Here is a 20849-nt window from a genome sequence, read left to right on the forward strand (position 1 = left end):
AAATTTCCGAGACCCCTCGCTTATATCATGTACGGCAAACCCAGGCGAACAAGGCAGTTACGGGCTTTTAAAAAGAAAAAAATAAATGGGAGGGTATTCCCCCTTAAAAGGAATACTTTTGTTAAGCTTTTTTTAATGGAAATACAAGCTGTTTTTATTAAATTCTTGTTCTTCTAAATCTTAAATATGTAATTAGAACACCCGCAACTAATAATACAGTTACACTAAACGCAACCACTACAAATATTTGATTATCACCTGTACTTGGGGAAGAAACTGGTTCTGTATTAGTCGTATTATTTACAATACCAGTTGTATCTGATAATTCTGTTTCAAAAATGCCATCGTCATTTGTATCTACTAATGCCTTAATTTCTTCTTCGTCCATTTTTACCAATACTTCTTCCTCATCAGTTGTAATTGTTATACTGTCTGTCCTGTTATTATAAACATTTAAGGCATCTGTTGTAATAGTGACATTGGAAATATTATCACCACTAAAAATATATCCCTGTTCATTTCTAACTAAAGATGGATTTACTGTTTCATTTCCGCTCACTTTAATATTGGCATATCGAAGTCCATTATTATTTACTGTGGAAGAAAGCAGGAAATCGCCTGTATTATCTTTTAATGAAACATTACCTTGATTTGTAAAATCAACTTGAGCTGTGCCATCTCCTGACGCACAGATATATGCGTCAGAATAATCCATAGTGTAATCAAATTCTGTATTTTGTTTTTCAGGTTTTACGGTACAATTATCTGATGAAGAAAAACCAGCTCCTATTCCAGAATTATTATTCGCTCCTATAAATGATGTAGTTGGTGTAACGCCCTCACTTCTGTACTTTCCCCTGATTATATCTTTCATGTTATATTGTTTCCCTGCCACAATGATAGATTCTGGCAACTTTCCTTGTGCTATGAATTGAGAATATACATTGCTGATTGTACTGCTCATATCAGACACATTTAAAAGGTCAACATCATTAGTACCAATGTTTAAATAGCTAAATTGTTCTTTTCCTAAAAACGGTAATAAAGGAAATGTATTGTCTTCATAGGAATTTAAACCGTCGTATGCTGGAATAGTCCAATCCCCCGTCCGGTCGTTGATGTACAAACAACAGTCGTCCCTAAATTCAACGCTATTAGAATCATAAATTAAAATTCTGCCGTTAAACTCTTTTCCATCATAGTTATAGTTTCCAGTTTCATATCCATATCCTACAATAGCATGTGATGAAGATGAATAGCCTGACTCTACTTCTTTATTTTCAGTGTATTGTGTCCAACCTATATACAATGGATTTCCACCATACTTTACATTTTCTGCCATAGATTTTATTTCTTGTACCTTTTCTAAATTGCTTTTTTGGTCAAATTCTTGCTCCGCATCTATAATTTTTCTAGTTTTCTGTGTTAAGCTATAGTAACTTAGTAGTGAGTCAATATCGCTGTTTTCTTGGAATTCTATATCATATAGGTTTTGTGTGCCTGTTTGACGTTCGCAAGGATTTATAAGCCCTGCTTTCGTTAAAATAGTTGATATACTCATACCATAGCAATGCCCACCTTCTGTTTCTGTGGCGTTTTTTAAACTTTCAATGGCATCAATAACTCTGTTATAATCTGCTTTTGATAAATTTTCCGTTAACGCTAAATAATCAAGGTCGTTTAAATATAATGGACCTCCATAATTTTTAAAATTCCATACATCTTTAGAAAAATCAAGCGTGTTATCTTTAGTTGATGAACTACCATCTATATAAATCCTGTTGATTGCGTTTACAGTATTTGTCCTGTCAGAAGCAGCGTTTACCTTATAAGTAAGGATTAAATCATCAGAAAAAACTTGAACAGGTACTTTAATTACCCAACTTACAATTCTAGTTTCGTCCGGATTCAGGCTATCAATAATAATTTCTTCTGTACTGATATTTGTATCTATAAAAGCTGGATTATCTAAATCAATTGTTAATTTTATATTTTTTAATTCACTTTTATTATTATTTTGAACTTCTACTGATATATCATAAGAATATATTAGTTGTCCAAAGTATGGGCTTTCTGGATTGCTGTCAACCGTTTCTTCGCCAATTTGGGAATGGCTTAAAACTAATTTAACCGGATTTAAAATCGTTTCAGCCATCTCAACAAATTTTTCGATTAATTCGTCTATATCATTTGCTTGGAAATATCCAGAGTTTTGTATGCTTTTCATGAGTTCTTCCGCTGAACCTGATACATCAAAACCAATAGAATACAGGTTGTAAGAATTAAATAATGATGTTGCCGCTTCTTTAGTAGAGTCACTATTATCTGGTTCTCCATCAGCCATGATAACCATACTTTTATAATAATCTTTTAAAGAGTCATCTTTAAGCAATTCATCAGCTTTTTTAATTGCTGGGGTCATATCAGTTCCGTCTTTGGCAGAAATATTAGAAATATAATTTGATAACTCTTCATAATTATTTGTAAAATTTTGTACTGATAAATAATAGCTAAAATCAACTATGGCAATTTTATTATTAGCGTCTGCCTCAAGGATTTTTTCACAGAACTTTCTGGAAGCTTCTTTTAAACTTTCAATTGAACTATCCATACTGCCAGACCTATCTAACACCAAAACAATAGCGTTGCTCTTGCTTGTAGTGTTACCTGCGGCATGTATTGGAAAACTGAATAACATTGAAAATACAATGGATAATACTGTTAAAATAGAAATTATTTTATATGTCTTTTTTCGCATAATTTTTCACTCCTTAATTTTTTCGTTTGACCTGTAAAGTTAAATAAAATTAAATAACCGTTTTTTTAAAAATTTTTACCATCAACCCCTTTTGTATATTTTTTGTTGTATAGTAGAATAATAATAGAAAAATCCCCCCTTCTATTTTCGTGAAGCTTGTAGCTATACGAAAAACAAGGCAGAAACCCTCTGTTTTCGGGCTTCTGCCTTTCTTTTGACCCTTTTTTTGACCCCTAATAGAATATTTCCAGCTTTTCTATATTCTGTTTTTTCTGTGTAAAAGAAGGGTGTACATATCGTTCCAATGTAAATTTGACTGTTGCGTGTCCTAATATATCACTAAGGCTTTTCGCGTCTACTTTCTGTTCAATCGTCCTTGTTGCGAATGTATGCCACTACGGTATAATAAGGACAAATGGAAAAAGCCTTTATTTTCAAGGGTTTAGAGCATTTGTCGCTGTTTATTCAATTCCTTTTCCAGCTTTGAAAAACAGTAAAATAAGTGCGAATGGAGAGATGTGAAGTATAAACGACAAAATTGAATATATGCAGCGGTATGGTGTTTTGCTATACCGCTGATTGCCGTGGGCGTTTCATCTTTTTGGTGGACGCCCTTTTTTCATACCCATTTTTAAGGAGGAACCATTTATGAATTTATCCGAAACAGAAAAAAGGATTTTGTACCAGACAGACGGCTATGACAAAGTAGCCGTTACCTATGAGCTTCGTGCAGAGCTTCCATATATCAAAAATCAAGAACAAAGAGAGGCTTCTGTCAGCTTAATCAAAAAGCTGGAATCTTTGCCCTCTCAGGAGTGCCTTTCTCTGATCCACGATATACGGAAAAATTATCGTATTCCCGGAGGTCCTAAGACTATCGGGGAACTGCTTGCAGATGCCCGAAGAAAATCCGCTGCCGAATGTTTGAAAGGCCATGACATTATGGCTTTGGAGCGCTTTGATCCGAGTGTAAAACACATGATTGTTTTTGATGTGCTTTCCTATGACTCTTTTATTGGAGACAAAGGCGATAAGATGCGTCTTTTTTTGACAGAAACAGGCTACCAGAAAGCATTGGAAAATCAGAACAAGGGATTTATCAAAATCAGAAATCATGCAAAAGTTGCCGGAGGAAATCTTCACTATGAACATAAAGACCGTGAGTTGTAGCACGGTCTTATATTGAAACATTGAAAGGAGGGTTTTAAATGGCAGTGTTCAGAGTTGAGAAAACAAAAGATTTTACGGTAATGTCAAATCATCACCTGCGGAATGTGGCGCTGTCTTTAAAAGCCAAAGGACTGCTCTCCCTTATGCTGTCGCTGCCGGAAAACTGGGATTACACAACCAAAGGGCTTGCCCGTATCTGTAAAGACGGTGTGGATTCCATCAGCGCTGCATTAAAGGAACTTGAAAAACACGGTTATCTTACCCGTCAGCGTATCCGTGACCGGCATGGACGTCTGGGAGACATTGAATATACGATCCACGAGCAGCCGGTACAAGCCCCTTCAAATAAGGAAGTTTCTCTTTCACCTAAACGGGAAAATCCAAGACAGGTAAATCCAGTACAGGAAAACCCTGAATTGGTAAAACCTGAACAGGAAAATCCAGCCCAATTAAATATACAAGAAACAAATACAGAAAAATCAAATATTGATTTATTAAATACATATCAATCAATCTATCCGGCAAAAAGGGAAAAAACAAACAGTGCTTCAAAGATGGATACGGATAGGATGGATAAGATGAATATATATCAGGAAATTATCAAAGAAAATATTGAGTATCCTTATCTGGCAGAACGTTACGGACAGGAACGAGCGGATGAAGTGGTTGACCTTATGCTGGAAACTATGTTGTCTCAGCGACCATATATCCGTATTGCCGGGGATGACTATCCGCGTGAAATTGTGCGGAGCCGTTTTCTTAAAGTAAATTATTCCCATATCGAGTATGTATTTGACTGCTTAGATAAAAACACGACAAAGGTACGGAATATCAAAGCCTATCTGCTTGCGGCTTTATATAATGCCCCAGCCACTATGGATAGTTATTATCGTGCGGAAGTCAATCACGATCTGTATGGAGGTGTTTAAGAGAAAGGAGGAAATCGCTATGACAAAGAAAAAAGCGGTCTGCTTATGAGTGGAGTAACCAAAGAGCAAATTGCCGAAGCAAGGGCTGTTGACCTTCTCGACTATATCCAGTCTCACGAACCCGGAGTTTTAAAAAAAGAAGGTCCCGGCATTTACCGTCATAAGGAACATGACAGTCTGGTTTATTGTAAAAAGTATTGGTACTGGAACAGTCGAGGCAAAGCAATCAACGCTTTGGATTATCTTATGGAAATCCGGGGATATGATTTTGTGGAAGCTGTGGAGGCTTTGGCAGGTAAAAATATTCGGGATATTCCTTCTCGTTCAATTACCGTCAGCACCAAACCGGAACCGGAGAAAAAGAAACCTTTCAAGCTGCCCTGGTTAAAACGGTGTGCAACTTTTATGTTTTCCTATTTACAGCGCAGAGGGATTGATTCGGACATTATTCTCAGGTGTATGAAAAATGGCAGCCTGTATGAATCCAAATATCACGATGAACCAGTATGTGTTTTTGTCGGTCGTGATGATAAAGGGAAAGCGCGTTTTGCATGTGTGCGTGGTATTGCCGGATCTTTGAGAAAAGACATTATCGGAAGTGACAAACGTTTTAGCTTCTGCTATCCGCCGGAACATCCCGGCAGCCGTCACCTTGCTGTATTTGAAGCTCCCATAGACGCTTTATCCCATGCCACCCTTCAAAAACTGGAAGGCTGGAAATGGAATGGGTACCGTCTTTCGTTGGGAGGTACTTCTGCGGTTGCCCTGACTGCTTTTTTAGAACGTCACCCGGAGATCATCCGAGTGGCGCTTTATCTTGACAATGATCTTGCCGGAAGGACCAATGCCCGAAAGATAAAAGTCCTTTTACAGAAGGATCCCCGATTCTCTCATATCAGAGTGTCCATAAACCCGCCTGGTACTGGCAAAGATTATAATGACAAATTACTGCATACGATTCAAAAAAAAAGAGAGGAACAACAACATGACCGCCAAAAACAGGCGGTTGTTTCTATTTAGGAGGAAGATCAATGAATAATAAGAAAACTGCGATACAGGTCATTGCGGGAGCTGCCCGCTGTCCAGACTACAATCCGTCTATGGTAAGAGCTTTGATGAAAAAACTGGAAACCAACGAGAAGGCATTTGCCCTTTTGATGAATGTATCCCCTACAACGGTTCGGCTTTGGGTAACTGGTGCAGTTCGCCCCTGCGGTGTCGCAAGAAGGCTGATGCAGATCTATGAATCCGGGCCGGAAGTAGTCAGTAAGATTACCGGTCAGCCTTCGGATGGCGAAAGGAGGATCTGACATTGAAAAAGCGTTCTAAAGCACGATTGGAGGAAAATCAGTATGTAAAAGAATTGCTGACCGTACTGAAAGAGAATCCTTCCCCAAGCAGCAAGGAATTTATGGAAATGGTGTCGCATGTAAGTGAACTGGAAAACCGTCTGGCGGAGGCTGTGGAGGAATTAAAAGTGATGCGCCAGGAATTGCAGAGAGTACAGAGCCGGACGTTAAAAGCGGTACTGCAAAGAAGCTGTAAGGGAATGGAAACAAACATATCTTCTATGCGGCAGCATTTGGCAGAACTAAAAGCTCATATTGTGGAAGGCTGCAAAAACACCTTAACTGCATTAAAGGAACAAGGCGTCTCTGCCCTGGATGGGATCGGCAGATTTTTTCGTGTCGAACCTATACTGAAGAAAATAGGAAAAGTTGCAGACAAAAGTGTTCAGATAGACAGCAAGGTTATCGAAAAAATTCAGGCGCTTTCCTCAGAGTATCACGAGGCTGGCAGACATTTAAAAAATATGGGCCGTACTTTTCTGGGAAAAGACGTGATAGAGGATGCAAAATCTCCCGGAAAGTTTGCGGCGCTGTTGGCCGCACCTTATAAAGCAAATAAGAGCTGTATGCTGGCTGCAAAACAAAATGTTGAAAAAGCGCTGGAAAATCTTTCTCAATTACATGAACGTGTCCAGCAGAGAACTTCTGTTTTAAAAGCAATCAAAGAAAACAGCGATAAGGTTCAGCCACCTGTCAAAAAAGAAAATCCTGTTCCATGCACAGATAAGGCGGAACTTTAATATCTACATCATAAAAAGGAGGTACACAGATGTATAAAAACAAACCGTCTGCGGGCTTTGAAAAGGATTCCCTTCCGCAGATTTATTGGATAAAGGATACGGACCTGACCGGGTTTCTATATAAGCTGCATATGTTTGCCGGTGATTTTCTTCGGGAAAGAGAATTTAATCTTCATTCCCTGCTTACGAACACAAGCATGGATTCTATCGCAATCATGGGAAAACAGCATATGTGGCTGGATGATGCTTCCTTTGCTTACTGTACTTCGGCAAATCTTTACCAAATGATTCTTACAACCGAATACTTGAAAGCCAGGACCTTTTTATTCCACATAGACAGGACAGAGAAAAACCGTATATACGGTGATGTTCTTATGATGGATTTGGATACGCTTCGGCAGGATATAAAAACGCACACTCTTTCCCCTCGCACCGTTGATCTGGAATATCCTGACGGCAGAAATAAAGAAGTGAGTTTAGAAACATGGTATCATATGGAGCTCTACGAAAAGGATGCCTTAAAGAGTTGGGGCTTTCTATATGATCTGGAGGAACTTTCCGGTATGCGTTCCCATTATGCGAAAGTAATCAGCGAATGGAAAGACATCGCTTTTTCTATAACTTCGGAGTATTTGGAAGAACGTCTCAATACAGAGTATATGCTGGAAGCCCAGCATTCAGATCCCGACTTGTTCAGAATCCCAATGGGAACGGCAAAACAGTTGCTTTTATGTGGTGAAATACCTGTTTACAGACTTCTTCCTGAAGGAGCGGAAAAATTGTCTCCTGTCTCAGCAGTTAAGACCGGACTCTGGTATCAGTCTTACAGAGAGTTTGCTGTGAAACCGGAGGACTTAAAGAAGCTGGATCATTTCTGTCAAAAGGAACTAGACGAACTTCTCAAAATGCGGTCAATACATCAGCCTCATAAAAAGGCCGAACCTTTGCAAAGCAGGTGATGACATATGAATATGAGTTTATTAGATTGCGTCGCAGGTCAGTTAGGAGTGTTTATTTCTGATCTGCGGCTTTGCTGTCCTCTGCTGGCATTGTTCAAGCTGCTGGAAATTGAGGATGACCGATTCCCGGTAAGTGAATGGAATGAGGCGCTTTCTTATATTTCCGGGGATTCCTGTTCTTTTATGGATGTGCCGGAAGCAAAGGAATTTACACGAAAGCTGATAAGGAGGTGGTGATGATTGGCAAATACCATACAGCATGATGATTTCGGTGAGAAGATCGGAGGTGCGAAAAAAGATTTATGGAGCAGCCGGGGCTTATATTCCGAGGATCTTTTAGAAATGAACAGCCGGGAAGCTGATAAGTATGTGAAAAAGGATAACATTTGGAAAAAGCCGGACTACCAGGCATTGATCGACAGCGGGATTCCGGTGGATGTGGTCTATTGGATCAAGAAAGTACGTGACAGCCTGAACGCTTCTCCCCGCTATTACCGTACCGATGATACACCGGAGAAACGTCTGGAACGTCAGAAAGAATACATTGAAACGGTCCGTCAGGTGCAGTCAGTCGTTGAAAAGGTCCAATCTTTGGATGACATACTGGAAGCCTATATTCCTGTATTGATTGATAACGGGTATGTCAAACAAGAAACCGGCTGGGCTAGCGGTCCATATCTGACAGCTACGGAAGCCGGACGTCAGAATCCTGTGATTACGGATAAACTGGCAAAGACTCTGTATGTGCGGTCAGAGAAATACTTTTCCTATTATTTTACCGAAAAAGCGAAAAAGGAACAGTTTGGCGTTCCCAAAGAAGAAAAAATACCGAAAGGTTATCGTATTCACTATAACGATGGAAAACATACATTTTCAAAAGATAATGACTGGAAACCGGATACCTACTATGTGACGAAAGGATATTCCATAATCAAGAAAAATTTATCCAGCCGTGAGGAAGCCTTGAAATGGGTGCAGGATTTTCAGAAACAGCGTGGAGGCAATGGAAAGAAACGTTTTGTGCCGGAACAGCTTGCCAGTGTCAGACGCACCGGACCGGACTACCGCAATGGCCGGGATATTGTCGGTCAGGATTATCTTGACGCCTTTGGATTCCGCGGCGGTGAGTTTGGAAACTGGATGTCTCAGAATGACCGGCGCGCTTCCCTGAATATGGGCTTTGACGCCTTAAAGGATCTGGCAGACGCGCTCAAGATCAGTGAAAAAGATATTGCTTATCAGGGAACTTTGTCTATCGCTTTCGGTGCTCGTGGAAGCGGCAATGCGGTCGCTCATTATGAACCGCTGCGAAAGGTAATCAACCTGACGAAAATGCGCGGCGCCGGTTCCCTGGCGCATGAATGGTGGCATGGGCTGGATGACTATCTGGGCGTAAAAATGGGTGTGAAGGGCTATCTTTCTGAACACCCCCGAACATATCCTTTATTTCAAAAACTGATCGATACGATGAAGTATAAACCGCAGACACCGGAGCAGGCTGCGGAAGCTATGGAAAAGAGCAATGAACGCCTGCGTAAAAATGCGGCTTCGTGGATTGATTCTGCGGTACTTCCTGCTGTGCGCCGGTATGGAAATGAAGCGTCCATGCAGGAATTTGAATCCTTAAAATCAGAGTTCCTTGCCGGAAAGACAGAGGTTGTCGAAAAACTCAGCGCTTTTAAAAAATCGCTGTCCGGTCATGTGATCCCAAAGGCGGACCGGGATACCTTACAGACATATGAAAGGCTTCTCCACTCTGCCGCTGAAAATACCGAGCCTGTGATCGGACGTACTGAAACAGACTATTACCGCAATTCAAAAGAAATGGGCCGTGAATGTGAAAAAGACGGCGGCTATTGGGAAAGCGATGTGGAAATGACAGCCAGAGCCTTTGCAACTTATATCAAGGACAAGCTGCCGTACCGCTCTGATTATCTGGCCGGTCATGCAGAAAGCGCCTGCACCATTGCTTTTGATAAAAACGGGGAATCTCACCTTGTCGTTGCTTTTCCTCAGGGAGAAGAACGAAAAGCGATCAACGCCGTCTTTGATGAAATCGTTCAGGATTTGAAAAGGCAGAATATCCTTACCCACTCGGACCGTCCGCAGACTTTAGAGGAAATCAGGCCTGTAAGGACGGTTCATTCTGTAAAAGAGGAAGCCATGCCGGTGATTACAGGTTATGAACAGATCACGCTTTTTGGTAATGAGAAGCCTTCTGTTTTACAGCAGCTTTCAGCAGGAAAGGAACATGCCGGCAGACCGGAGCAAAAAATACCGGCAAAGAAAAAGGATACCCCTGAATTGTAGGAGGATGATGGAAAATGAATACAACACAAACTATGCAGCCTATTATTTTGGATTCGGATATTGTTTCCGGCAGCCGCAGACTGAAACCGGAAGAAATCAGCTTTGAAGATGAAATGATGGTTATCGGAAACCGGCTGAACTTCTATATGCCGCTTTATTTTGACATAGCGGAAGTTTTCGGAGAAAAACCTCTGTTAAAAAATGAGGACGGCTACATCAATGTTTATGCCAACTATGACCTGGATCTTGGATGCGTCTGCGATATGCTGGAGATCGTCAAAGTAGTGTACGACCGTTCTGAAACGGAATACTATTATCCGCTCAGCGAGGAAGAAAAAGCTGCTGTTATGGAAAAAATGGAACAATACCGTTATGGCAGCGCAACCTTAGAGTCCATAAAAGAGGAATATCTTTCGGAAAAATCTTCTGTTCTGGCGCAGCTTGCCGATGCCAGGATGAAGGCGGAACAACAGCCGGTTTCCAATAAAACTTATGAACAGCAAATTTGATGGGAGGGAAAAGATTGATAAAAAATAACAGTTATCGGGCTTTCCGGTATGGAGACGAGCTTAGGCCCGGATATATGTTACAAATCGAGCATAGTATTTCCAGTAATCAGCCCGATATTTCTTCCTTGATTACAAAGAGCAAGGAGGAACTGGAAGCTATGCGTCAGGACAGTATCAGTGCCGAAAATAAGGCCTATGCTATTGTGGTTGCCGCTGCGGAGCAATGGGAACAGCAGGCAGCGGTCACGCAGCTTTTTGATATGGCTTTACAATACCTTCGTACACCGCAGGTCGAACATACCAATAATCAATGGGAAGATAACCCACATCGAGACGGTGAACAGATCAGTAACCGTGTCTACAAGATGAATTATGACATATGGGAGGATACCAAATACAACAGTGATACAAAAGAAAGGATTCCGGTCGCCTGGTATGTTTCCTGGAATGTGTACTTAAATTCTCCGCTGCAAGGTCATAACGTACATCTCGCAGGGCAGAGAAATAAGCGCTATACTGACAAAGCGGCTGCCATTAAATATATGGAAGGCAGAAAAAAGGCATACGCAAATCTGTTTAGCGAGCTTTCCCCGTCGATTCCAAAAGAATATAGGGATCATTTTATGGTACATGGCACTCTGCTTCCTGGTTATGTGGTGGAGGGCCAGGAAGCTGTGAAGGATACCGCCGCCGAGGTTTCGGAGGGCGGTATTTCTGTGCCGGAAAATAAAAAGACTTCGGTTTTGGAACAACTGTCAGCAGCAAAGAGCCAAAAGCAAACAACTTCTGTTGTTACAGAACATAAAAAGGAGGTCGAACGATGAAGGTATTAGCAGTAGAACCCGGCAAGGTTCCCTATGAAACAGAAATCGAAGATGGGCTTGAATCTTTGCAAAAAGCTGTTGGAGGAAGTGTTGAAGCTGTTTATCCTTATGAAGATCCGGTAGCGGTGATCCGTAATGAAGAAGGAAAGCTGATCGGACTTCCAATGAACCGGGCGCTTAAAGATGAAGATGGAAATATCTATGACATTCTCGCAGGAAAATTTCTAATTGCCGGTTTGGGAGAAGAAAGTTTTTCTGATCTATCTCCTGATTTGATGGCGAAATATAAAGAGAAATTTTTCTACCCGGAAACCATTCTACATATAGCCGGAAGATTTGTGAGCATCAAACAACTTTTGCCAAAAGAACAGGACACCGACCGTATAACGAAATCCTCGGATCTTGCTGATAAGCTGGACAATTTTTTCAGAAACAGTGACACCGGATATGAAGATATGTTCCCGGATATGAAAGAGAAACGAGAACAGATGACAAAGGAACTGCTTGCAGGAAACACTTGGAAATCGCGTATGTGTCTTGCTGCTGTTGCTCAGGATGCGCATTTGGAAGATGAAGAAGTAAAATTACTCGAACAGATTTCTTCCTATGAAAAGGCATACGGTATCAGCAGTTATTCCGTTTATCAGCTATCCCTTTCTGACAGTACCGATATTTACCGTTTTATGTCTTATGACTGGCTGGAAAAAAAGGAACTGTCCGTGGAGCGCAGTAACTATCAAATGGTTTATTCAGCGGAACTTACGCCTGCTGATACGCTGGATACGATTTTTCAAGATCTGAATTTGTACCACCCGGACGGATTCAAAGGTCATTCTCTTTCGGTTTCGGATGTTGTAGTCCTGCATGAAAAAGGCAAGGATACCGCTTATTATGTGGACAGCATTGGTTTTCGTGAGCTGCCGAATTTTTTAGAAGATAGGAAATCTCAGAAAATAGACAGGAATGTTTCTATGCGTGAACAGATACAGCAGGCAAAAGAACAGGCCTCACAGACCGAGCCGAAAGCCACAGATAAGAAACACCGCACACCGGAAAGGAGTTGAGAAATATGCTGATGGCAGTAAAAGAACCCTATACGCTGATGGTACAGCCGGACGATATTCTTGTTTCCCCTCGTGAGGTAGATGAACATTTCGGAACGATGGTCTGCTTTCACCCACGCTATGCGCTTGGTGATTCCCATAACTATGTGGATAAAGATGATTTTTTGAGGGAAATGTATCTGGATACCGTAGGACATGATGAAGCCGGTATGAAACGCTATGAGCGGATGGTAAACATCGTAAGCAGCCGTTTCCGGCATGGACCAAAGCCAGAAGAACGGGCAGTCGATGAAGCTATGCAGAAAGTGATTTCAGAAAAATATCTTATGCTTCCCCTCTATCTTTACGATCATTCCGGTCTTGCAATGAGTACCGAAAGCTTTGTCGGAAAGGCGCTCCATGCAGAATGGGACAGCGGACAAGTCGGCTGGATCTATGTTTCCAAAGAAGATGTGCTAAAGGAATTTGACAGCGACCGTATGACAGGAGCGATTCGGAAAAAAGCGGAAGATCTTATGCGCAGTGAAGTCACAGTTTATGACGCCTATCTTCGCGGCGAGTGCTATGGCTATGAACTGTATAAAAATGGTGAGCTGTCCGATAGCTGCTGGGGATTTATCGGAACTTTGGACGAGGTAAAGAAAAATATTATGTTTTATCTGCCGGAGGAATGTAAGGATATGGTGGAACATCTGGAGGACCAGGAACATCCTGCCACGATCATCAAAACTCTTTTGCAGCACGCAAAGATCCAGGTGGATCAGGCTGCAAAAAATCACCAGCGTGCTTCCCGTCAGCAGGTTATCCAGACAGAATCACGATAAAGGATTTTTCAGAATTTGAGGAAGGAGGAATTATTTGCAGGAAGAACTTGAACGAAAATCAATTTCATTTACAATACAGGCAACAAAGCTGACCGGCCGTGTCATGCGGTCAGCGGTTGCCGCGCTGTTACATAAAATTGAAAAGGAACGTACTACTCCCAAAGTCGGCCGAAACAGTATGAAGCGTCTAACAGCCAGAGACGGCGGAGCCAATACCATAACCGTTGACGGACGGATCCGGTCTTTTGAGCGGTGTGCTAAAAAACATCAGGTACGTTATCACATTACCAAAGATATCAGTACCGATCCTCCAAAGTGGACCGTGTATTTTAAAGCAAATCAGGCAGATGCCCTTACAGCGGCGTTCAAAGAATATACCCGCAAGGATCTGAAACGTGAAAACAGACCGTCTCTACTGTCGCAGCTTGCGAAGTTTAAAGAACTGGCACAGATTCTTGGTAAGGATAAGGTCAAGAACAAAGAGCATGGAGGACCGGAACGATGAAGCCTGTTGATGTGCTGAAAAAATATATTTTGCCGAACCTCCCCTATCTGATGTTCTTATGGATCTTTGCAAAGATCGGTGAGGCGGTACGTCTTGCCCCAGGATATGATGCTTCCACGAAGCTGCTTGGACTTTCTCAGGGATTTTCTGTTGCTTTCCAGTCTTTTATGCCGGGAGCTGCTATGGACTATCTGATCGGATTATGCGGTGCTGTCCTGATCCGGCTTGTTGTTTATGTGAAAGGGAAAAATGCAAAGAAGTATCGTAAAAATGTAGAATATGGTTCAGCCCGATGGGGAACGAAAGCCGATATTGCTCCTTTTATGGATCCCAAACCGGAAAACAATATCATTCTGACGCAGACCGAGGGCTTGATGATGTCCGGCCGTCCAAAGAATCCCGCTTATGCCCGCAATAAGAATGTCCTTGTTGTGGGTGGTTCAGGAAGCGGTAAGACGAGATTTTTTATAAAACCCAATTTAATGCAGCTTCACAGCAGCTACGTCGTCACAGATCCGAAAGGAACTGTCCTTGTGGAATGTGGAAAGTTGCTTTCCCGCGGTGCTCCTAAAATCGGGAAGGACGGAAAACCTGTCAGGAATAAAAAAGGAAAAATCGTATGCGAACCGTACCGCATTAAGGTTTTCAACACTATTAACTTCAAGAAGTCTATGCACTATAACCCTTTTGCCTATATTCATTGTGAAAAGGATATTTTAAAGCTGGTAACGGTTTTGATTGCAAACACGAAAGGCGAAGGAAAAGCCGGGGATGACTTTTGGGTGAAGGCGGAAACTTTGCTCTATACCGCTTTGATCGGATATATCTATTATGAAGCGCCGAAGAATGAGCAGAACTTCACAACTCTTGTGGAAATGATAAATGCAATGGAGGTCCGCGAAGATGATGAAACCTTTAAAAATGCCGTGGATCTCCTTTTTGACGCTCTGGAACAGAAAGATCCCGATCACTTTGCGGTACGCCAGTATAAGAAATATAAGTTAGCTGCCGGAAAGACGGCAAAATCAATCCTCATTTCCTGCGGCGCCCGTCTTGCTCCGTTTGATATTCGGGAAGTACGTGAGATCACAATGTATGACGAGCTGGAGCTGGATATGGTCGGCGACCGGAAAACTGCGCTTTTCTTCATTATCTCAGATACGGACGCAACCTTTAACTTCCTTGTCAGTATGGCGTACACACAGTTATTCAATCTTCTTTGTGAGCGTGCAGACGATCAGTATGGAGGACGGCTGCCGGTGCATGTGCGCTGTCTGATTGACGAAGCGGCAAATATCGGTCAGATTCCAAACCTGGAAAAGCTGATGGCAACGATCCGTTCCAGGGAAATTTCAGCTTGTCTCGTGCTGCAGGCGCAGAGTCAGCTCAAAGCGCTCTATAAAGATAACATGGACACAATTATCGGGAATTGTGACAGCAGCTTATTTTTAGGTGGTAAGGAAGAAACAACCCTTAAAAGCTGGAGCTCTCTGTTAGGAAAAGAAACGATTGATATGTATAACACCAGTATTACCAAAGGTAATCAGGAAAGCCACGGTCAGAACTTTCAAAAGCTCGGTAAAGAGCTGATGTCTGTGGATGAACTGGCAGTTATGGACGGCGGAAAATGTCTGCTTCAAGTACGCGGGGTACGCCCTTTCCTCTCCCGGAAATATGACATTACCAAACATCCGAACTATAAGTATCTTTCTGATTACAGCGAAAAGAATACATTTGATATTGAAAAATATCTTTCCACCAACCTGCAGGTCAATCCTGATGAAATGTTCCTGAACTATGAGATTTCCCAAAAGGAACTTGCGGAAGAAATTGCTTAGTCATTTCATTGGAGAGTTTAATGTAGTATAATATCAATATAGAAGAACAACAAATTGGAATTTGCAGAGGAGGGCAGTTATGAAAAAAGAATTAAGACAAATCTTATTTATTTGTGCCTTTTTAATCATTGGTTGTGTAATTGGTTATTTTTTCGCTGTTAATCAAATAAATCAGTTTAAGAACCCTGATTTTATTGCACTTTTAGCCAGTCATAATATGCCTGTTCCAGAACCCGTAGACATTACAATGAGTATTACGTTATTCGGTTGGCTTTTCTCTGGAATAGCTACAGGAATTATTTTTTATTTGAATATATCTAAAAAATGGTTAACACCTATTGCTCCTAAAATTTTTATGGGAATCATTACATTTCCATTTTATACATTAGCAGGAGTAATTGGAGTAATTCCCTTTACTATTTATAATGGGATTATGCTATTTAGAAAGAACTTGCGATAATATTGTATTGGGAAAAACCATATGCTTCAACCAAATCCCAGTTTGTTGAACGAAATTTTAAATAAGAAATTAGACTAATTTAAGTCTGCTGATTTGATTTTTTCATCTTAGCAGGCTTATTTAGTACCATAAAAGTGTAGTTGTTAGAGAGTAATTAACTCTGACATCTGCACTTATTTTATAATAAGGGGAGTAATTGGTCTGACGTGGGCTTATTTGGGTCATTGCATCCGTCATAAAAACCGTTAACCAACCCCCTTATTATAAGCATTCGATTAAGCAGGTAGGGATTCGCTCCCGCGTAACCAACTAAACTGGATGGTAATAAGTGCGGCTGGAACAATTACGAAAAACAGTTATAGGAGGTTCAAGATGATAAGTGTAGGAATTGATATATCGAAAGGGAAAAGCACTATCTGCATACTTAAGCCATACGGAGAAATAGTGTGCCGACCTTTTGAAATGCAGCATGTAGAGAAGGATTTGGAAGCATTTCATGGTTTGCTTCAAAGATTGGATGGAGAGATACGAATTGTAATGGAGGCTACTGGAATTTACCATCTTCCTATTTTGACATTCCTTCATGACAAAGGATATTTCGTATCTGTTGTTAATCCATTTGCAATGAAAAAATATGCGAAAGACAACAGTATCAGAGGGGCAAAAACCGATAAGCTTGATTCCATGATGATTGCGAACTACGGAATCGAGAAATGGTTTAAGTTACAAAAATATGAGGGCGCTGAAGAAACCTATGCGGAACTTAAACTTCTGGGTCGCAGATACCGCTACTATATGGATCTTCATGTGAAAGCCTTGCAGGAGTTGACGCATCTCCTAGATTATGTGATGCCAGGTATCAAGAAGATGTTTAACAGTTGGAATGAAGCTAATGGAAAGGACAAACTCAGCGACTTTGTGGAAAGATTCTGGCACTTTGATCTAATTACATCTATGAGCCTTGAAAAATTCACAGAGGAATATATTGCCTGGGCAGAAGAAAAGAAATACCACCGAAGCAGATCCAAGGCTGAGGCAGTCTATGAATTATCTTCAAGTGGCATTCCCACACTGTCGTCCGGTACCCCATCGACCAAAATGTTAGTACAGGAAGCAGTATCAACATTGAGAACTGTAGATAGTTCTCTGTCTCTCATTTTAACACGAATGCAGACGCTTGCGAAGTCCCTTCCTGAATATTCAACGGTCAGGGAAATGGGCGGAGTTGGTGATGTCCTTGCAGTCAAATTGATTGCAGAGATTGGCGATGTGAGAAGGCTGCACAGTGCAAAGGCCCTCATAGCATGGGCTGGAATAGATCCACCACCGTATGAATCGGGGCAGTTTATTGGATCAAAACGCAAGATAACGAAACGAGGGTCTTCAACGCTGAGGAAGGTCGGATATGAGGTGATGCGAGTCCTAAAGAGTCATCCCGCGCCGAAAGATGATGCTGTGTATAACTACATTTTGAAAAAGGAAAGTGAGGGTAAAAGTAAGAAACATGCAAAGATTGCTGGTTTGAATAAATTTCTGCGGATTTATTATGCAAGGGTAACGGAAATTTACCAATAAGGCAAAAATCTTACGTGATTATACAGGCTGGAAACAACGCCAGCCTTTTTGTTGTACACAAAAATAGATTGATGAAGTAATTTTTAAAACCTGCCTAAAAGTACTTGACTTTTGTTAGCAGGTTTTTATTCCCTTTTTTAAAGGAGGTATGTACTTGGTAAGGATCCGTGATCCTACAGTTTCAATTTCATAAACGGATTGCAGAAATATTTCTGCTCCCTACTGCCCGCAGTTATCTTGTAAGGACTGCGGGCTTTCTTTGTTTCCGGCCGGAAGTACGACCGGATATTTTAAACAATACATTAAAGGAGGTCATTTATGGATTTTTTTGCTTCTGCTATTGATACATTGCAGATTCTTGTTGTTGCTTTGGGTGCCGGTCTTGGTGCCTGGGGTGTTATCAATCTTTTGGAAGGTTACGGAAACGACAATCCGGGTGCAAATGCTCATGTACGGTAAGGAAGCAAGCAACCGAAAACAAGAGATAGACCGCCAGCACTACACTATTCCGAACCAAAGACCAAAAGATAAGCATTGTGGGAAAATCTAAACTTTTGGATTTTCCTACAATGCCGACTACGGCGGAATCCTTCCCACTCCTTATATCTTTCTGTATACATTGAATTTGTATTTAGTAAAATGCAGACAACACCACGGATCGGCTTTTGGTTGGACAATTCCAACCAAACACCACAGCAGACAGCAGAAAACATTCTGAACGCTAGGAAGCCGGTATGATTGTTACATATAAGGGGAAGAAAAATTTCTTTTAGGTACTTGCTTTCCTAAAACTAATGTGATATAATAGCATCATTCCAAAAAAGGAGTAAAAAATATGCGGCAAGGTATTCTTAAATAAAACTATAATCAAATAGTGGGAACAAAGGATTATGATAGTCCCTTTTGTGGGGGCTTGGTTTTTTGTACCCAATTTAAGAATACTTTTGCCTTATCAATTTTGACATATCCGAAAAACAGCAATCACAAACAGGTGTATGCTGTATATGTGTATGTCCGCAAATTATAATCCCCAGTGGTAAAAGTATTTTACTGCTGGGGATTTTTATGCCCTTTGGGGCTGTAAAGGGAGGACAATCACATGAAAATAATCAATATTGGAATTCTTGCCCATGTAGACGCTGGAAAGACGACCTTGACGGAGAGCCTGCTATATGCCAGCGGAGCCATTTCAGAACCGGGGAGCGTCGAAAAAGGGACAACGAGGACGGACACCATGTTTTTGGAGCGGCAGCGTGGGATTACCATTCAAGCGGCAGTCACTTCCTTCCAGTGGCACAGATGTAAAGTTAACATTGTGGATACGCCCGGCCACATGGATTTTTTGGCGGAGGTGTACCGCTCTTTGGCTGTTTTAGATGGGGCCATCTTGGTGATCTCCGCTAAAGATGGCGTGCAGGCCCAGACCCGTATTCTGTTCCATGCCCTGCGGAAAATGAACATTCCCACCGTTATCTTTATCAACAAGATCGACCAGGCTGGCGTTGATTTGCAGAGCGTGGTTCAGTCTGTTCGGGATAAGCTCTCCGCCGATATTATCATCAAGCAGACGGTGTCGCTGTCCCCGGAAATAGTCCTGGAGGAAAATACCGACATAGAAGCATGGGATGCGGTCATCGAAAATAACGATGAATTATTGGAAAAGTATATCGCAGGAGAACCAATCAGCCGGGAAAAACTTGCGCGGGAGGAACAGCAGCGGGTTCAAGACGCCTCCCTGTTCCCAGTCTATCATGGCAGCGCCAAAAATGGCCTTGGCATTCAACCGTTGATGGATGCGGTGACAGGGCTGTTCCAACCGATTGGGGAACAGGGGGGCGCCGCCCTATGCGGCAGCGTTTTCAAGGTTGAGTACACCGATTGCGGCCAGCGGCGTGTCTATCTACGGTTATACAGCGGAACGCTGCGCCTGCGGGATACGGTGGCCCTGGCCGGGAGAGAAAAGCTGAAAATCACAGAGATGCGTATTCCATCCAAAGGGGAAATTGTTCGGACAGACACCGCTTATCAGGGTGAAATTGTTATCCTTCCCAGCGACAGCGTGAGGTTAAACGATGTATTAGGGGACCAAACCCGGCTCCCTCGTAAAAGGTGGCGCGAGGACCCCCTCCCCATGCTGCGGACGACGATTGCGCCGAAAACGGCAGCGCAAAGAGAACGGCTGCTGGACGCTCTTACGCAACTTGCGGATACTGACCCGCTTTTGCGTTGCGAAGTGGATTCCATCACCCATGAGATCATTCTTTCTTTTTTGGGCCGGGTGCAGTTGGAGGTTGTTTCCGCTTTGCTGTCGGAAAAATACAAGCTTGAAACAGTGGTAAAGGAACCCTCCGTCATTTATATGGAGCGGCCGCTCAAAGCAGCCAGCCACACCATCCATATCGAGGTGCCGCCCAACCCGTTTTGGGCATCCATAGGACTGTCTGTTACACCACTCTCGCTTGGCTCCGGTGTACAATACGAGAGCCGGGTTTCGCTGGGATACTTGAACCAGAGTTTTCAAAACGCTGTCAGGGATGGTATCCGTTACGGGCTGGAGCAGGGCTTGTTCGGCTGGAACGTAACGGACTGTAAGATTTGCTTTGAATACGGGCTTTATTACAGTCCGGTCAGCACGCCGGCGGACTTCCGCTCATTGGCCCCGATTGTATTGGAACAGGCATTGAAGGAATCGGGGACGCAGCTGCTGGAACCTTATCTCTCCTTCATCCTCTATGCGCCCCAGGAATACCTTTCCAGGGCTTATCATGATGCACCGAAATACTGTGCCACCATCGAAACGGCCCAGGTAAAAAAGGATGAAGTTGTCTTTACTGGCGAGATTCCCGCCCGCTGTATACAGGCATACCGTACTGATCTGGCCTTTTACACCAACGGGCGGAGCGTATGCCTTACAGAGCTGAAAGGATATCAGGCCGCTGTCGGTCAGCCGGTCATCCAGCCCCGCCGTCCGAATAGCCGTATAGATAAGGTTCGGCATATGTTCCACAAGTTAGCTTAACAGCTTGCAAAAGTCA

18 protein-coding genes and 1 pseudogene are annotated in these 20849 nt (G+C 42.2%); 18 read left to right on the forward strand and 1 reads right to left on the reverse strand.

The genetic code is table 11. The annotated features are described in order from the left end of the window. Positions 1-157 precede the first annotated feature (157 nt). The gene (locus tag BQ2683_RS06750; protein ID WP_069988256.1) at positions 158-2758 is read right to left on the reverse strand and encodes a vWA domain-containing protein; all 2601 of its coding nucleotides are present in this window, start codon (positions 2756-2758) and stop codon (positions 158-160) included. A gap of 648 nt (positions 2759-3406) precedes the next feature. On the opposite strand from BQ2683_RS06750, the gene BQ2683_RS06755 reads away from it, so the two are divergent. The 18 genes and pseudogenes from BQ2683_RS06755 (at position 3407) to tet(W) (ending at position 20833) form a co-directional block, all read left to right on the forward strand. Further along, complete coding sequence (locus BQ2683_RS06755) at positions 3407-3928, forward strand: DUF5720 family protein (protein ID WP_069988257.1); 522 nt, start codon at positions 3407-3409, stop codon at positions 3926-3928. Positions 3929-3966: 38 nt separating this feature from the next. Beyond that, entirely contained in the window at positions 3967-4857 is an 891-nt protein-coding gene (locus tag BQ2683_RS06760) for a DUF6017 domain-containing protein (protein WP_069988258.1), read from the forward strand. A 45-nt stretch (positions 4858-4902) separates the two neighbouring features. After that, positions 4903-5877: a toprim domain-containing protein gene (locus BQ2683_RS06765; protein WP_069988259.1), complete on the forward strand. Its 975-nt coding sequence runs from the start codon at positions 4903-4905 to the stop codon at positions 5875-5877. 11 nt (positions 5878-5888) lie between these two features. After that, on the forward strand, positions 5889-6167 hold the full coding sequence (locus tag BQ2683_RS06770; RefSeq protein WP_069988260.1) for a helix-turn-helix domain-containing protein: 279 nt from the start codon (positions 5889-5891) through the stop codon (positions 6165-6167). A 2-nt stretch (positions 6168-6169) separates the two neighbouring features. Further along, complete coding sequence (locus tag BQ2683_RS06775) at positions 6170-6946, forward strand: DUF6674 family protein (protein ID WP_083256407.1); 777 nt, start codon at positions 6170-6172, stop codon at positions 6944-6946. A gap of 29 nt (positions 6947-6975) precedes the next feature. Continuing rightward, positions 6976-7905: a hypothetical protein gene (locus BQ2683_RS06780; protein WP_069988262.1), complete on the forward strand. Its 930-nt coding sequence runs from the start codon at positions 6976-6978 to the stop codon at positions 7903-7905. A 6-nt stretch (positions 7906-7911) separates the two neighbouring features. Then, complete coding sequence (locus tag BQ2683_RS06785) at positions 7912-8142, forward strand: hypothetical protein (protein WP_069988263.1); 231 nt, start codon at positions 7912-7914, stop codon at positions 8140-8142. A 105-nt stretch (positions 8143-8247) separates the two neighbouring features. Then, the gene (locus tag BQ2683_RS06790; RefSeq protein ID WP_338061263.1) at positions 8248-10215 is read left to right on the forward strand and encodes an LPD1 domain-containing protein; all 1968 of its coding nucleotides are present in this window, start codon (positions 8248-8250) and stop codon (positions 10213-10215) included. A 14-nt stretch (positions 10216-10229) separates the two neighbouring features. Next, positions 10230-10724, forward strand: a complete 495-nt coding sequence (locus tag BQ2683_RS06795; protein WP_069988265.1) for a hypothetical protein — start codon at positions 10230-10232, stop codon at positions 10722-10724. A 14-nt stretch (positions 10725-10738) separates the two neighbouring features. Then, positions 10739-11548, forward strand: coding sequence for a hypothetical protein (locus BQ2683_RS06800; RefSeq protein ID WP_069988266.1), 810 nt, complete (start codon positions 10739-10741; stop codon positions 11546-11548). Then, positions 11545-12612 carry a DUF3846 domain-containing protein gene (locus BQ2683_RS06805; protein WP_069988267.1) on the forward strand — a complete coding sequence of 356 codons (1068 nt, stop codon included), beginning with the start codon at positions 11545-11547 and terminating at the stop codon, positions 12610-12612. Before BQ2683_RS06800 ends, BQ2683_RS06805 begins: the two co-directional genes overlap by 4 nt. A gap of 5 nt (positions 12613-12617) precedes the next feature. After that, the gene (locus BQ2683_RS06810) at positions 12618-13436 is read left to right on the forward strand and encodes a hypothetical protein (protein WP_069988268.1); all 819 of its coding nucleotides are present in this window, start codon (positions 12618-12620) and stop codon (positions 13434-13436) included. Between the two features lie 34 nt (positions 13437-13470). Beyond that, positions 13471-13941, forward strand: a complete 471-nt coding sequence (locus BQ2683_RS06815; RefSeq protein WP_069988269.1) for a PcfB family protein — start codon at positions 13471-13473, stop codon at positions 13939-13941. Continuing rightward, positions 13938-15779, forward strand: a complete 1842-nt coding sequence (locus tag BQ2683_RS06820; RefSeq protein WP_069988270.1) for a VirD4-like conjugal transfer protein, CD1115 family — start codon at positions 13938-13940, stop codon at positions 15777-15779. The genes BQ2683_RS06815 and BQ2683_RS06820 overlap by 4 nt, the downstream gene beginning before the upstream one ends. Before the next feature lie 79 nt (positions 15780-15858). After that, complete coding sequence (locus tag BQ2683_RS06825) at positions 15859-16239, forward strand: hypothetical protein (protein WP_069988271.1); 381 nt, start codon at positions 15859-15861, stop codon at positions 16237-16239. 372 nt (positions 16240-16611) lie between these two features. Continuing rightward, entirely contained in the window at positions 16612-17814 is a 1203-nt protein-coding gene (locus BQ2683_RS06830; protein WP_069986768.1) for an IS110 family RNA-guided transposase, read from the forward strand. 318 nt (positions 17815-18132) lie between these two features. Further along, positions 18133-18261 (forward strand): annotated as a pseudogene (locus tag BQ2683_RS12855) (Maff2 family mobile element protein); the annotation flags it as partial. A gap of 652 nt (positions 18262-18913) precedes the next feature. Then, a complete protein-coding gene (gene tet(W), locus BQ2683_RS06835) occupies positions 18914-20833 on the forward strand; it encodes a tetracycline resistance ribosomal protection protein Tet(W) (protein ID WP_069988272.1) in 1920 nt (639 codons plus the stop codon). Positions 20834-20849: the final 16 nt, after the last annotated feature.

It is taken from the genome of Massilioclostridium coli, from assembly GCF_900095865.1.
Lineage (GTDB): Bacteria > Bacillota > Clostridia > Oscillospirales > Ruminococcaceae > Massilioclostridium > Massilioclostridium facile.